The organism is Flavobacterium sp. ZB4P23 (assembly GCF_003970375.1).
In the GTDB taxonomy this organism is placed as follows: domain Bacteria; phylum Bacteroidota; class Bacteroidia; order Flavobacteriales; family Flavobacteriaceae; genus Flavobacterium.
In genome coordinates this window covers 1-15,492 of record NZ_RYDK01000003.1, presented here as the reverse complement: position 1 = coordinate 15,492, position 15,492 = coordinate 1, and the positions used below count along the sequence as shown (strand labels likewise).

The window sequence follows — 15,492 nt, the reverse complement described above, 5'->3', positions numbered from 1 at the left end:
ATCGCCCTCTTAATAACTAACTCCAAATATAATTAACAGTAAACAATACTTTTAATATCCAGGATTTTGTTTAATATTAGGATTCAACAAAGCTGTTGTTGGTACGGGTAACAATACTCTATACGCATCAGTATTCTTCATTGTAGCTCTAGCAGTAGTATAAGTTCCAAAACGAATCATATCATTTCTTCTCCAACCTTCTTCCCACAATTCTGTAGCTCTAGCTTTATCAATGTTAGCCAAAGTCGACAAATTAATTACAGTGGTAATTCCTTGACGAGCTTGTAATTGAGCAGCAATAGAAACAACAGTACTTGTGCTTGAACCACCTCTTGTTATAGCCTCCGCTTTCATCAATAAAGCATCCGCGTAACGGAATAACACATAGTCATTTTCCGGTTTATCCATATTAGACACATCTGGAATGTATTTTTGTGGACGAATACCCCATCTTTCTAACCAGCTTTGAGAAATGATTCTACCATCTGCTGGCAAATTTGCCAAATCACTTTGAAAATTTAAAGGTAATGAACCATTTTGAGCTCTTGTTGTTAGAGGAGTAACTCCTCCTTTATCATATTGCAGTCCTTTACGCAGTCCTAGAGGGCTCCCGAAAGCGGCAATAATAGCCGGATCATTATTATTAATACGTCTATCTGACGGATCAAATTTATCGTAATACTCCTGCAATACAGAAAATCCGTTCCAACCACTTGGAACTTGATTGTAATGGTTTCCCATATACCACCTTGTTCTAATAGCGCCCATATCAACACCATTAATATTTTTGGCTGTAAAAATTAACTCCGGACTAGTATGATTTGCTGGTTTAAAGTTATCCCAGTAATCCGAAGCTAAAGTAGTAGCGCTAGAAATAGCATCAACGTATTGAATTACTTTATTCATATTAGCCACATTGTTCGCATTAAATCCTGTATGACTTGGCGAATCAAATACCGCTTTATTCAAATAAATTTTAGCTAACAAAAAGTTTGCTGCATCTTTACTTGCAATTGAAGGATCAGAAGTGTTTTTTGCAGGAAGATTAGGCAACGCTTCTACAAGCAATGCAATAATTTTAGCTGTCGCTTCAGGAGAAGTCCAAACCTTAGGAAAATCATCTGGAGAACTACCTGCTTCTCTGTATGGAACTTGACCAAACATATCAATAGCATTGTAATAATAATAAGCTTTCAAAAATTGAGCTTGCGCTTTCTTGTCAGCCGGAATTCCCTGTATAGCTAATGCTAAGTCACAATTATAAACACTTGATAGCATCTGTCTCCAAGAAGTATTTATTTCTCTACTATTTGCGTCCCATGTATGAAAATGATCTTGCAACCACGCTCCACCGTCACCCCAGTCACCTGCACGTGTTGGCACAATAACAAAATCTGTAGAAACCTCTTGTATTGCAAATACTCCGTCTTGTCCCTCAAATTGTCGCAATCCATTATAAGCTGAAGTCAAAACTGCATCAGGATCCGCTTTTGAAATTTCAGTTGCATCAGGGATTTGTTCATCTAAATTAGTACAACTAACGCCAAGAACTAATGCTCCAGCAAAAATACCGTACTTTATAAAATTATTTTTTTTCATTTTTATTCTAATTAAAATGTTACGTTAAGACCTACTGACAAAGTTCTAGCTCTCGGATAAGATAAATAATCTATACCTGCAGAAGGGACACCATTTAAAGATTTGTTAGTATCAACTTCCGGATCAAAACCTGAATATTTAGTAATTATAAATAAGTTAGAACCGTTTACATATAAACGAGCAGACTTCACTTTAAAACGCTCTAAAACATCTCCTTTAACAGTATAACCTAGTGTTAAATTACCCATTCTAATAAAGTCCCCTTTTTCAAGGTATTTAGTAGATGGTGTATTAGCATCAGATCTTGATTGAACTGAATTTGCAACTTCTGGAGTTACGTTTTTACCTCCCAATTGATTTTGATAGAAAAGGGCTACATTAGTGTTGTTGAATAAATAATTACCGAAATTTCCATATAATGATGTTGAGAAATCAAAACCTTTGTAGGCCAAACTTGATGAAAAGCCTGCAGTCATTTTAGGTAAAGGCTGCTTATCTAACAATTTTACAGCGCCTCCATCTGCATATTGAGAAATTCCATTTGCATCATATCCTGTGAATGTTGGAAGATAATAGGTATACAATGGATGTCCATCTTGAATTCTTTGAACATATGCATCACTCAGACCTTGCCCGTGAATGGCCCCAACGTTGTACACGTTTGCGGCACCCAGATTTTCAATAGTATTTGACAAGAATGCCACGTTACCAGAAATATCCCAAGTTAAATCATCTGTATCAATTACCTTGTATGACAACGAAACCTCGACTCCTTTGTTTATTAAGTTAGCTGGTAAATTAGTATATTTGATACCTTGAGGTGAAGGCTGCCCTGAAGTTGAAGGGATACCAACAATTAAATCAGTAGTATTTTTGTTGAAATAATCAACAGATCCTGTTAACTTATTATTAAGCAAAGCAAAGTCTGTCCCTACTCCGTAAGAAGTTGTAGTCTCCCAAGTTAATTGAGAATTCGCATTGTTTACAACATTAAATTGATTTGGACCATTGTATTCAATTATACCTACAGAAGAGTTTCTTGGAAATTCAGTATTACCTGTTTTACCAATATTTCCTCTTAATTTAAAATCATTAACTAACCCGTCTTTTCCATCAACTAGTTTGTAAGCCAAACCTAAAGAAGGGAAATTTCCGTATTTTTTACCCGCTGCTGTTTTAGAAGAACCATCACGTCTTACCGTTAAATCTAAATTCAATTTATTATAGAATGCTAATGATGCTCTGGCAAAAACAGATTGCATATCAACTAATCCTTTATAAGAACCAACTCTTGTTTCTGTTGGGATTCCACCTTCCATATTTTCTAATAAATTAGTTTGTGTAGCAGCAAAACCTTTTGCAGATACATAAGTACCATTAGATGCATAGTTATAGTACGAATATCCAACAATTGCATTCAAGTTAATATTTTTTGTAATATCTTTTGTGAATGTTAAATTGTGTTCAATAGTTTTGTTTACTCTTTGATCATTAGAAACTGTCGCTTGTCCTCTGTACGTTTTCAAATCCGCAGGATTAGTAGCCGTTGCAAAATCTTGAATATTTAAATCCGGAGTAGCTTGTTGCTTTACAGAAGAATTAGATGTCTCAATACCAACAACCATGTTGTATTTCAAACTATTAGTTAATTTCACAGTAGTGGTTAGACTACCTAATAATTTAGACAAATCACCATTATTAGAGAACGAATTCATCAAATGAACAGGATTAAGATAATCACCACTCACTCTTGTGTAACCGCCTGACTGTGCTGGGTCATAAACTGAACGCGTTGGGTTCCAATACAATGCAGCACTTAATAAGTTACCAATATATCCTGTATCGTTAGTAATCAAACCTCTACGATCTTTGATATTAGAATAAGCGATACGAGTTTCTAATATCACTTTACCATCAAAGAAATCATTTGAGTTGTAAAAACTTGCAGAAATTTTATCTAAACCAGTATTTCTTACGATACCGTCAGTATTAGCCATACCTAGAGAAACTCTAGTACTAGAATTGTCTGTTCCACTTGAGAAAGACAGGTCATGATTTACAGTATTACCTGTTTGCAATACTTGTTTTTTCCAATCGAATGCTCCGCCAAAATGATTTGCTGTCTGACCTGGAGTTGCCGCAATAAATTCATCAGTAGATAAAACATCGAATTTTGAAGCATAAGAAGAAGTAGTGTAAGAAGTAGAATAAGTTAATTCTGGCACTTTAGACTTTCCTTTCTTAGTTGTAATAATAATTACCCCATTAGCCCCTCTAGCTCCATAAATCGCTGTTGAAGAGGCATCTTTCAAAATTGACATACTTTCGATATCATTTTGATTAATGAAACTCAATGGATCTTTGGCGCTCATAGAGCCTAAATTCATATTAGCACCACCTGCTGATACGTCACCTCCGGCTAAAGGCACCCCATCTACAACAATAAGCGGTCCGTTACCCCCGCGTAAAGTACCATTACCACGAATTCTTATTGAATTTGCAGCACCTGGCTCTCCACTTGAAGAAGTAATTTGAACACCTGCAACTTTACCTCTCAAAAGTTCAGCTGGATTGATAGCAGCAACATTATCAAATTTTTTAGAGCTAATTTGATCTACAGCACCCGTTGCATCTTTCTTTTTAACCGTACCGTAGCCAATAACTACTACTTCTTTCAGTTCTGCAGAATCTTCTTTTAAGACTACACTAATAGTACTCTTACCTGCTACATTTACCTCTTGAGATTTAAGACCAATGTAACTAAAAACTAAAACTGCATTTGAGCCTACATTTTTGATCGTAAATTTTCCATCGAAATCAGTTTGTGCTCCATTTGTTGTTCCTTTAACTAAGACAGAAGCCCCTGGAAGCGGACCGCTGCCATCAGATACTGTACCAGACACATCTTGCGAATATGTCAAGCTTGTACACAGCATCGTTAGAAACACCATCAAGCCTTTAATTAGACTATTTTTCATACGTAATAAATAAGTTGGTTAATAATTTTTTTTAATGGTTTGTTTAAATATTAACACCAAACATAATTATAAATTTATGATAATATTAAGATATTACTAAACTATAACGTTTTCGTTATGCCGAAAACGTTTTCGATTTTAAAATTAATACTTTAAAAAATTAATACTAAAATTATACTAAACACAAAAAAAAGATACTAAAAAACATATTATTATAATTTAGTGGCTTTTCCACTTCAAATCAATTGTATATTACTCAATAGAAAAGCTTTTTACAAACTAAGATTACGAATTACTCATCATAATGAAGTTTTTTATACCAAATCGATAATCCAAAATAAGCCGCGTCAAATGTCTAAAAATAGTACGCCATACCTATCAATACTTCGTTTTTTACTCCGTGTTTCAACGGCTAAAAAAATCACATTTACTAAACGTATGAAAATGTAATTGCCTTTAAAATATAAATTCGGAATAAATTACATAATTAAACCATTTATCACTTCATCCTATTTATTTTATCTAAATAATCAGTCCTAAAATAGTAAAAGCAATCATGCAGCTTTTTCTGTCGAAAATTTAAATTGAATAAAACCCAATGGCTTCTAAAAACAAAAAAACCACGAATACTATAACAATCTTCAAAATAGATTGCTTGTATATTCGCGGCAAAAATTATTTAAAGTAACCCGTTGGGTGTAATTACACCCAACGGGTTACTGTATTATTTGATAACAATTGTTTTATTATCCACTCCCAGTCCAATAATCTTAAGTGATTTCCATTGTTTTGGCAGCAGTCCCTTGTTGTATTTCAATCCCATATCCGTTTGTTCCACTCCGCCAAAACCATAAATAACGGCTTGAAGCATTGCTCCGGCTCCAGTAGCAAAATAAGGGTTATTACTATTGGCTGATTCCGAAAATACGCCAAAAGGAGGCCGACTGTTAGGTAAATACGATTTCACAAAATAACTATAGGCTTTATCTCTATCTCCCAATCGAGCATATAGAACCGATAAAACTCCGGAAGCCATAGCTGGACCATCTTTTTTATCAATTTTTTCGGCGTAATATTCCAAATCTCTTTTTATTTGTTCTTTGTCTGTGATTGTATGCAAAGGATATGCTAATAAGTTGACATCTGCCTGTTTGATCATTTGTCCTTGATATCCTTTATAATTTTGAGTAATCCCATCCTTTTTATGAATCACTAATTTCTCTGATACTGCTATCCATTCTGGATTGATCGGCTCATTTAAAAGTGTCGCTGCTTTAATCGTATTTTTCAAAGACTCGATCGCTGATGCATTGGTAAAAGCATTGTCATCTACATGTTGCGCATACTCATCGGCACCAACTACATTCAAAATAGAAAAACTTGCGTCTTGATTTTTAACTACTCTGCTTACCCAGAAATCGGCTGTTTCTTTAAGAACCGCCCATTCTTTTTTCAACCAAGAAGTGTCTTGTGTATAGGCGTAATAATTCCAAAAAGCTATCGAAACATCTGCTGTGATGTGCTGTTCAAAAATACCTGTCAAGGCCCAAGTTGGTGTTGCTTCTTCTCCTGTATCATCAGATTCCCAAGGATACATTGCTCCTTTGTACCCATAAATAAAGGCTTTTTGTTTTGCTTTTTGCAAACGATCTGAGCGATAATCCAAACATGATTTTGCCATATCAGGTTGCAGTGCCAAGAGCGTTGGATACATCCAAAGTTCCGTATCCCAAAAAATATGTCCGTTATAGCCTTGAGACGACAACCCCATAGGCGCAATACTTTGTCTGGTTCCTGGACGTATATAAGAATACAAGTTATACAACGCGAAACGCACCCGTTGTTGCGCATCCAGATCGCCTTCAATTTGTATGTCACCCGTTTTCCATAATTCAGCCCAAGCTTGTTTGTGACGGTTCAATAATTCATCAATTCCTTCCTGCAGCGCATAAATAGGTTGTCTTTCGGATTCGTTCAAAGGATCCGTAACATCCTTGGAAGTGCAAATTCCTCCTGCAACCGCAAAACGGTATTTTTGGCCTTTGATCAATTTTTTAATAAACCCAACTTCATTTCCGGTTTGTTTTAAGGTTTCGCTTTCATCATCAAAAAGAAAAGTTGTTGAAGCGGCCACTGTATATTTACCGGTTAGCGTTTTAGCTGTAGTACCAAAAACCGGCATTAAATACTGATTGTCCTTTAAGACCCGAAACTGACTTTTTGCCTCTTTCAGTTCATCAGGAACAACCATGTAATTGTTAGCGGTAATTTCTATATCCTTAATAGGAGTAATTTCGACAATTGCCATCGCTGAAAAAGGAACAGCTCTATTAGCCAAAATCGTGTAATTAATTGTGGCTAAATCTTTAAACGAAAAGGAAGTGGTACTCATTCCTTCTTTCATTGAAACCACTTGACTCCAATTATCGATATTGTCTGATTTGATTTCTTGCCTATTGATATTCAAATGCAGATTCAAAAACTCTATTCCGCGTACTATTCTGCTGATCCCATTTTCAGGACTTCCGTCATACACGCCATTCAGGATAATTTCTTTTGTTTTGAGAGGTGTGTCGTCAGTCACGATTCCTATTTGACCATTGGCCATGGCAACTCCAAAATAATTCTCTCTGGAATTAGCATATAAGTGCCATTCGTCTGATTGGGCTTGACCACAAACCCCAGTACTAACTAAAATCATGAAAACCAATATTTTAACTGTTGAATTCATCATATAATATTTTAATAATATTTTCAAACATATATAAATTATTCGTTAAAAATGTACATCGATCCAGATAGTAGGTGAAATACAAATCGAAAACGTTTTCGACTCATCAAAAACGTTTTTGGTCGATTCCAAATCAACAATTACAAATTATAATTCTATTTTTATGAAGATAAGTAATAACCATGGTATAATATCGTATTTTAAAATCAGGATAAAATTATGTAACAATATGATTTAAAGCTGTTTTACTTAAAGTTAATTCTTTTGACTTTACGACTTTTAAACTTTCGACTTACTTACTATACTAATTAATCCTTTTTTTAATGAAGTTCACAAATAAAATCACCTATTTTTTTATACTATTGGGAGTCTCTTTATCCTTGTTTTCCTGTAAAAAAGAAACTAAAAATGATGTTATCACCATTGATGCTTCTGGAAAATTAGCAGTAGATTCCTCTAAAAAATACAAAGAACCTTTTAGACCGCAATTTCATTTTTCTCCGGAAAAAAAATGGATGAATGATCCTAACGGAATGGTTTTCTATAAAGGGATTTATCATTTATTTTACCAATATTACCCAGATGATATCGTTTGGGGACCAATGCATTGGGGACACGCCACAAGTACAGATTTAATCCATTGGACACACCAAAAAATCGCTTTGTTTCCTGACAAATTAGGAATGATATTTTCAGGAAGTGCCGTTGTAGATTTAAAAAATACTTCTGGTTTGGGAACAAAAGAAAATCCACCAATGATTGCCATTTTTACCTATCACGACATGGCAGGCGAAAAAGCGGGCAAAAGAAATTATCAAACGCAAGGATTGGCATATAGCTTAGACGAAGGCGAAACTTGGCTCAAATACAATGGAAATCCAATCATAGGAAATGTTGATCAGAAAGATTTTAGAGATCCTAAAATGTTCTGGAATACCGAAACTAATCTTTGGAATATGGTATTAGTAGCAGGAGATCATGCACAATTTTATACTTCCAAAAATTTAATTAATTGGAAATTTGAAAGTGAATTTGGTAAAAATATAGGAGCTCATGGCGGTGTTTGGGAATGTCCTGATCTTTTCAAATTAAAAATTGCCGGTTCCAATGAAGAAAAATGGGTTCTACTCATTAGCATCAATCCCGGTGCACCACTTGGTGGTTCAGGAACACAATATTTCATTGGTGATTTTGATGGAAAAAGTTTTAAAACCACCCAAAAAAACATCAAATGGATTGACAATGGTACTGATAACTATGCCGGAGTCACGTACAATAATACGCCAGAAAACAAACGGATATTCATAGGCTGGATGAGCAATTGGCTGTATGCCAGAAATACGCCTACCAAAAACTGGAGAAGCGCCATGACGTTGCCAAGAGAACTTTCGCTTGCAAAAATCAATGGCGATTATGTCCTAAAAAACGTTCCTGTGGAACAATTCAAAAAACAAGAGACCATAGCCTTTTCTAAAGATGAAATTATCCTAAAAGCGAATCAAAAAACTACATTTAATTACCAATATTTAAATCAATCAGCAGTACAATTTAATGCTAAAAATAAAAATTTAAAATTGGTTTTTTCCAATGATGTAAAGGATTCTTTGGTCATGAATTACGATGCGAAACGAAAGACTTTTTCTGTTGACAGAAGACATTCCGGCGTAGTCAATTTTGAAAAAAGTTTTGGAGAAGAAATACACAACACCAAAATTCCAAATATAATTTCTGAGGCTATTGATTATCAAATCATAGTAGATTGGTCCTCAATAGAAATTTTCCTCAACGGTGGCGTTTACAGTTTCACAGAACAAATTTTCCCTAACAAACCATATACCAAACTAACCATTCAATCCGATGAAAATCAAGAAATTAAAAATTTTAGTATTGCTGAAATAAAAGGAATCTGGTAATAAAATTCATTTATAATAACCAAAACCACTAACTAAAAAAAACAGAATAATGAATAACAAAAAAATACTCTATTGGTCCATTATCGTTGCCTTTGCAGGATTTCTATTTGGATTTGACACCGTCGTAATTTCAGGAGCAGATAAACAATTGCAACAACTATGGGGTTCTTCTGATTTGTTTCATGGATTAGTAGTGATGTCATCCGCATTATGGGGAACGGTTATTGGCGCTATTTTTGGTGCGTTTCCAACGAATATTTTAGGTCGGAAAAAGACTCTAATAATTATAGGATTACTGTTTTTGGTTTCTTCCATTGGAACTGCATTCGCAAATGATCCCATTTTCTTTTCCGTTTTTAGATTTCTTGGCGGAATTGGTATTGGCGCTTCAACCATTGCTGCTCCAACCTATGTTTCTGAAATTGCTCCTGCAAAAGACCGTGGAAAACTGGTTGCTTTGTACCAATTCAATATTGTTTTTGGGATTTTAATCGCCTTTACATCCAACTACTATTTGCAAGATATAGGAGAAAATGCCTGGCGATGGATGTTAGGAATACAAGCGTTTCCATCTTTCATTTACACACTTCTGGTATTTGGAATCCCGGAAAGTCCGCGTTGGATTTTAGAATACAAAAAAGACAGACAAAAAGCAGTCGCTATTTTGAAACAAATCAATAGTGACGCAGCAGTAGAAGCGGAAATTGCTGCTATAGAAAAAGAAACTGTTCAGGAGGGGAAAAACGAATCTATTTTCATGGCTAAATATAGAAAACCATTGCTCTTAGCGTTTTTTATTGCCTTTTTCAATCAGCTCTCCGGAATTAATGCTTTTTTATATTATGCGCCTCGAATTTTTGAATTGGCAGGATTAGAAAAATCTGCCTCTTTTTTGAGTAGTATCGGAATTGGGATAATCAATTTAATATTTACCATGATTGGAATCTCGCTAATAGATAAATATGGTCGAAAAACGCTCATGTATTTGGGTTCGGTAGGATACATTATTTCTCTAGGATTAGTGACAACCGCCTTTTATTTTGAATGGAAAGGAATGGCTGTTCCGTTATTTTTCTTTTTGTTTATAGCCTCACACGCCATAGGTCAAGGAGCCGTCATTTGGGTATTTATCTCTGAATTGTTCCCGAATAAACTTCGAGCTGCCGGAACCTCTTTTGGCACTTCTGTACATTGGATTTTAGCAGCATTAATCCCATCATTCATTCCGTTTTTGTTTAAAGAGATTGGAACAACAACCGTTTTTGCCGTCTTCTGCATAATGATGGTTTTCCAATTGCTTTGGGTATTTACAAAAATGCCGGAAACCAAAGGGAGAACATTAGAAGAACTATCTGAAAGTTTGTCAAAAAAAGAATAATTATGACCAAAAAAATAATCTGTTTCGGGGAAGTTTTATTTGACGTTTTCCCAACGCACCAAAAAATCGGAGGAGCGCCATTGAACGTGGCGCTGCGTTTAGCATCACTTGGTATTGATGCTCAAATAATAAGCCGGGTAGGAAATGATGAAATCGGAAAAAAACTCCTTGCCTTTGTTAAAAAAAATGGAGTTGTTACCGATACGATTCAAGTTGATAAAAACGCTTCTACCGGACAAGTTATTGTTCAATTAAATGAGAAAGGAGCTGCTTCATACACAATCAATTATCCGGTTGCTTGGGACAAAATTATATGTATTCCGGAAGACGAAATAATGGTCAAGAAAGCAGATGCACTAGTTTTTGGGAGTCTTGCATGTAGAGATTCTGTTTCGCACGATTCCTTATTAGAAATAATTAACTATGCAAAATATGCCGTTTTCGATGTTAATTTACGTGCTCCTTTTTACACTAAGGAACTACTGATTAATTTGATGATGCAGTCAGATTTTATAAAATTTAATGATGAGGAATTGTATGAAATAAGTGCTTTTATGAATTCACCATACCATTCATTAGAGCAAAATATTCTATTTATTGCTACACAAACGAATACAAAACACATTTGCGTTACAAAAGGAAATCATGGTGCGGTGTTGTATTACAATGAAAAAATGTACTACAATAGTGGCTATAAAATAGATGTTGTAGATACCGTGGGTTCCGGAGATTCTTTTTTAGCCGGATTGCTTTCTAAACTATTAAAGGATGCCGATCCCCAAGAAGCAATTGATTTCGCTTGTGCAATAGGAGCCATTGTAGCCAAAAATGAAGGAGCCAATCCCAAAATTTCAAATAATGAAATTAGTGCCTTTATGAATCCATGCTAGTTTAGCGAAACTGATTTTTAACAATTACAACAACCCAAAAAAAACCCATGCATCTGTAAATCAATCATGAAAAGATTGATTTACAGAAATTTTTTAGGATAACAAAAAAGTTATTGTTCTTTTTTTTAGGGTTTTAAACAAAAGTATTGAACTTTGAAAAATCCCATTATCAACGAAATAGCCACTCAATTACGGATTTCTAAAACCCACGTTTCAGAGTCATTGAAGGAATGCCGAAATCTATTAAAGAAAACAATTCCCTTCTGGTTTTAAGTACATTAAGATCGGAACACGTATAAATGAAAGAACGTCAACCTAGGATGTTCCCGCCTTTACTAAAAATGGCAGATCCAATTAGTTTATGTAACGAATGTGTAATAATTTGTTTTATTATTAAAAAATTACAGAAATAAGATAAAAATCAATACCTTGGTAAGGAATATTTGAACTTATAGTCTTTTTTATACCTATGTCAAAGACTGAAAAAGGACGCACAGCAAAGTTACTATAAACACCTTTTCTTAAAATTAAATACGTAGAAATTCGATTCATGAAAGACATTACTCTTAAGGAAATTGCAACAAAACTGGGAATTTCAATAACGACTGTTTCAAAAGCGCTTAAAAATTACCCTGATGTTAGTGAAAAAACTAAAAAAGCAGTAATTGAACTTGCCCAGCAATTACACTACACTCCTAATAGTTTTGCTGTAAATTTAAGAACAAAAGAATCAAAAACCATTGGTCTAATTATTCCTGAAGTTGTACATCATTTCTTTTCGAATGTGGTCAATGCTATCATCAACGAAGCTGAAAAAAACGGCTATTTAGTAATCATTTTACAATCAAATGAGACACTGGCTTTAGAAAAAAAACAAGTAGAACTGCTTATAAACAAAAGAGTTGACGGAATCATCATGTCCTTATCAAATGAGTCCAATAATGATGATCATATAAAAGAAATAATGAATAGAAATATTCCTTTTGTTATGTTTGACAAAATAGCAAAGCTTTCTAAATGCTCGAAAGTAATAATTGATGACCAAAAAGCGGCCTTTAATGCAGTGCAACACTTAATCGACACTGGTTGTAGAAAAATAGCACACATTAGAGGGCCATTGAATCCACAAAATTCAATAGATCGGTATATTGGATATAAAAAAGCATTAGAGAAAAATAACATTCCTTTTGACACAAAATTAGTTTTTGCATGTGAAAATGTGACTTTTGAAGAAGGAAGATATTTTGCTAAACAGATTATTCAAGAGCATGCTGATATAGACGGCATTTTTGCTATAACAGATCTGGTAGCAGTGGGAGTATTAGACTATTTTAATGAAAACAAAATCAATGTCCCGGAACAAGTAGCGGTAATTGGTTTTAGCAATTGGTTTATATCGCAAGTACTGACTCCAAAACTTAGTACTGTAGATCAGCCAAGCCATGAAATGGGAATTGAATCTTTTAACTTATTGTTAGAAGAAATGAATTGTCATAAAGAAGGAATTCCTTTTACTCCAAGAACTGTTGAATTAGAAACAAGCATTATTGTTAGAGAATCTTCTACAAAATTCAAATAAATTAAGTTTCAAAATTTCGTTACTGTAAAAAATCAATATTCCTTTTTAATCCTTGAAACTTGGCTCTTTTAATTGGTGAGTTTTTAAAAACAGCTTTAAATGTTTCTTCAGTAATTTCTATCCAATCTTTTTTGGACAAGGACAGTAATTCTGGATTTGGGTTAAATAAAGGTTCATTATGTGCTTTTGAAAACTTGTTCCAAGGACAAACATCCTGACACACATCGCATCCAAAAGCCCATTCATCAAATTTACCTTTCATCTCCTGAGGGATATTTTCTTTTAATTCAATTGTAAAATAGGAAATGCATTTGCTGCCATCTACTACATAAGGCGCAACTATTGCCGCTGTAGGGCACGCATCTATACAAGCTGTACACGTACCACAATGATCGGTTGTAGGATTGTCATAGTCTAAATCTAAATCGATAATGAGTTCCGCGATAAAGTAAAAAGAACCTACTTTTTGTGTCAATAAATTACTGTTTTTGCCTATCCAACCCAAACCACTTTTGGCAGCCCAAGCTTTGTCAAGGACTGGAGCAGAATCTACAAAGGCCCGACCAGAAACATCTCCGATTGTAGATTGAATAGAAAATAAAAATTCTTTGAGTTTTTCCTTGATCACAAAATGATAATCCTGACCGTACGCATATTTTGAAATCTTATAAGAATCTGTATTTTGCAGGTCTTCTGGATAATAATTTAACAACAGTGAAACTACACTTTTAGCATCCTCAACGAGTAAAGTTGGATTTAAACGCTTGTCAAAATGGTTTTCCATATAGTACATTTGGCCATTTCTATTGTTCTCCAACCAGTTTTCTAACCGCGGTGCTTCTTGTTCCAAGAAACCAGCTTTAGCTATTCCACAGGATAAAAATCCGAGACGTTTCGCTTCAGATTTGATAAATTGCGTGTATGTCGCTTTTGTATTAATATAGTTAAAAAATAGAAGTTAATAAACGGGATTCCAAGACCTGATAGCATCGGCGTCTCCCGATTAACAAAAACTACGGCTGAAAAAGCCTTGTTTTCTATATCGGAAATACAGCGGAAAGCGGGAAACAGCTCCTAAAAATCAGAATAAACCGCCTTGATTGTTTGTTTTTAATTTCCCTAAATGTTGATATGCTTTATCGGTAACTTCTCTACCTCTTGGCGTACGCATAATAAAACCTTCCTGAATCAAAAATGGTTCATAGACTTCCTCGATTGTTTCACTGCTTTCAGATACGGCTGTCGCCAAAGTAGATAAACCTACAGGTCCGCCTTTGAATTTATCGATAATTGTATTTAGTATTTTATTATCCATCTCGTCCAGGCCATGAGCATCTACATTAAGTGCTTTTAAGGCGTAACGGGCAATTTCTATATCGATAGTGCCATTCCCTTTTATCTGGGCAAAATCACGCACACGCCGTAACAATGCGTTCGCGATGCGAGGAGTTCCACGACTACGACCAGCTATTTCTATAGCTGCCTCCATGGATATAGGCATTTTAAATATAGTAGCACTTCTTTCTACGATTGTGGTGAGTAACTCAGTGGTATAATATTGTAAGCGGGAAGAAATTCCAAAACGCGCTCTCATAGGAGCGGTTAATAAACCAGAACGCGTGGTGGCTCCAATTAAGGTAAATGGATTTAGATTGATTTGGACGGTTCTTGCATTAGGTCCAGATTCAATCATGATATCAATCTTAAAATCCTCCATAGCAGAATACAAATATTCTTCTACTATTGGACTCAAACGATGAATTTCATCAATAAATAAAACGTCTCTTTCTTCTAGATTAGTCAGTAAACCGGCTAAATCTCCAGGTTTGTCTAAAACCGGACCGGAAGTAATTTTGATTCCCACTTGCAATTCATTGGCAAGAATATTGGCTAATGTTGTTTTTCCTAAGCCAGGTGGACCATGAAACAGCGTGTGATCAAGTGCTTCATTTCGTTGATTTGCAGCCTGAACAAAAACTTTCAGATTTTCTAATATTTGGTCTTGTCCTGCAAAATCATCAAAAGAAAGTGGTCTCAATTTTTTTTCAAGATCTAGCTCTTCTGAATTGTAACCATTTGCTGTTGGGTCTAAATTTTCATTCATATAACAAAGATAGCAAAGCAATATTGAATTATAAATTTAAATTTCAAATGCTATAAATAAAAAAGCAATACTATCAAGCAATCTATTTCAGTATGTTATTTTTTTATTCATTCAAACAAAATCCAGACACCACAATGGTTATAGAATGCACTGCATTGACAATTGAACTCTTCTATAAATACAGTGATTACACACTTACAAAAGGGATGAAAATTGAGTAATGTCCTAAAAAAAAGCCTCAACTGGACATGCCCCAAAAAGTTAGACACTATTTGGGGCATTTTTTATGGAAAAAAAAGTAAAATATGATTATGCATTTA

Annotated in this window: 9 protein-coding genes; 4 read left to right on the top strand and 5 right to left on the bottom strand. The window is 34.6% G+C overall.

From position 1 onward, the window contains the following. Nucleotides 1-51: 51 nt before the first annotated feature. From EKL99_RS05630 to EKL99_RS05620, 3 genes are all read right to left on the bottom strand, one after another. Complete coding sequence (locus EKL99_RS05630) at nucleotides 52-1,599, bottom strand: RagB/SusD family nutrient uptake outer membrane protein (protein WP_126458449.1); 1,548 nt, start codon at nucleotides 1,597-1,599, stop codon at nucleotides 52-54. Nucleotides 1,600-1,610: 11 nt separating this feature from the next. Further along, the gene (locus EKL99_RS05625) at nucleotides 1,611-4,577 is read right to left on the bottom strand and encodes a SusC/RagA family TonB-linked outer membrane protein (protein WP_126576544.1); all 2,967 of its coding nucleotides are present in this window, start codon (nucleotides 4,575-4,577) and stop codon (nucleotides 1,611-1,613) included. 724 nt (nucleotides 4,578-5,301) lie between these two features. After that, a complete protein-coding gene (locus EKL99_RS05620) occupies nucleotides 5,302-7,308 on the bottom strand; it encodes a glycoside hydrolase family 65 protein (protein ID WP_126562651.1) in 2,007 nt (668 codons plus the stop codon). 323 nt (nucleotides 7,309-7,631) lie between these two features. Between EKL99_RS05620 and EKL99_RS05615 the strand changes: the two genes are divergently transcribed. The 4 genes from EKL99_RS05615 (at nucleotide 7,632) to EKL99_RS05600 (ending at nucleotide 13,068) form a co-directional block, all read left to right on the top strand. Further along, entirely contained in the window at nucleotides 7,632-9,221 is a 1,590-nt protein-coding gene (locus tag EKL99_RS05615; protein ID WP_126562630.1) for a glycoside hydrolase family 32 protein, read from the top strand. A gap of 49 nt (nucleotides 9,222-9,270) precedes the next feature. After that, nucleotides 9,271-10,599 (top strand): sugar porter family MFS transporter, encoded by a 1,329-nt coding sequence (locus EKL99_RS05610; protein WP_126454209.1) that lies wholly within the window; start codon nucleotides 9,271-9,273, stop codon nucleotides 10,597-10,599. 2 nt (nucleotides 10,600-10,601) lie between these two features. Continuing rightward, nucleotides 10,602-11,489 carry a carbohydrate kinase gene (locus EKL99_RS05605; protein ID WP_126562632.1) on the top strand — a complete coding sequence of 296 codons (888 nt, stop codon included), beginning with the start codon at nucleotides 10,602-10,604 and terminating at the stop codon, nucleotides 11,487-11,489. 550 nt (nucleotides 11,490-12,039) lie between these two features. Then, a complete protein-coding gene (locus tag EKL99_RS05600; protein ID WP_126458431.1) occupies nucleotides 12,040-13,068 on the top strand; it encodes a LacI family DNA-binding transcriptional regulator in 1,029 nt (342 codons plus the stop codon). 19 nt (nucleotides 13,069-13,087) lie between these two features. Here EKL99_RS05600 and queG read toward each other — a convergent pair whose 3' ends face one another. Then, nucleotides 13,088-14,008: a tRNA epoxyqueuosine(34) reductase QueG gene (gene queG / locus EKL99_RS05595; protein WP_126562634.1), complete on the bottom strand. Its 921-nt coding sequence runs from the start codon at nucleotides 14,006-14,008 to the stop codon at nucleotides 13,088-13,090. Between the two features lie 141 nt (nucleotides 14,009-14,149). Then, a complete protein-coding gene (gene ruvB / locus EKL99_RS05590; protein WP_126454217.1) occupies nucleotides 14,150-15,172 on the bottom strand; it encodes a Holliday junction branch migration DNA helicase RuvB in 1,023 nt (340 codons plus the stop codon). Between the last annotated feature and the right edge of the window lie 320 nt (nucleotides 15,173-15,492).

What these genes read in the sequence shown, in the direction of transcription:
- EKL99_RS05600 (WP_126458431.1), top strand. Translation starts at nt 12,040, where the DNA reads ATGAAAGACATTACTCTTAAGGAAATTGCAACAAAACTGGGAATTTCA.
- EKL99_RS05615 (WP_126562630.1), top strand. Translation starts at nt 7,632, where the DNA reads ATGAAGTTCACAAATAAAATCACCTATTTTTTTATACTATTGGGAGTC.
- EKL99_RS05630 (WP_126458449.1), bottom strand. Translation starts at nt 1,599, where the DNA reads ATGAAAAAAAATAATTTTATAAAGTACGGTATTTTTGCTGGAGCATTA.
- EKL99_RS05610 (WP_126454209.1), top strand. Translation starts at nt 9,271, where the DNA reads ATGAATAACAAAAAAATACTCTATTGGTCCATTATCGTTGCCTTTGCA.
- ruvB (WP_126454217.1), bottom strand. Translation starts at nt 15,172, where the DNA reads ATGAATGAAAATTTAGACCCAACAGCAAATGGTTACAATTCAGAAGAG.
- EKL99_RS05620 (WP_126562651.1), bottom strand. Translation starts at nt 7,308, where the DNA reads ATGAATTCAACAGTTAAAATATTGGTTTTCATGATTTTAGTTAGTACT.
- EKL99_RS05605 (WP_126562632.1), top strand. Translation starts at nt 10,602, where the DNA reads ATGACCAAAAAAATAATCTGTTTCGGGGAAGTTTTATTTGACGTTTTC.
- EKL99_RS05625 (WP_126576544.1), bottom strand. Translation starts at nt 4,577, where the DNA reads ATGAAAAATAGTCTAATTAAAGGCTTGATGGTGTTTCTAACGATGCTG.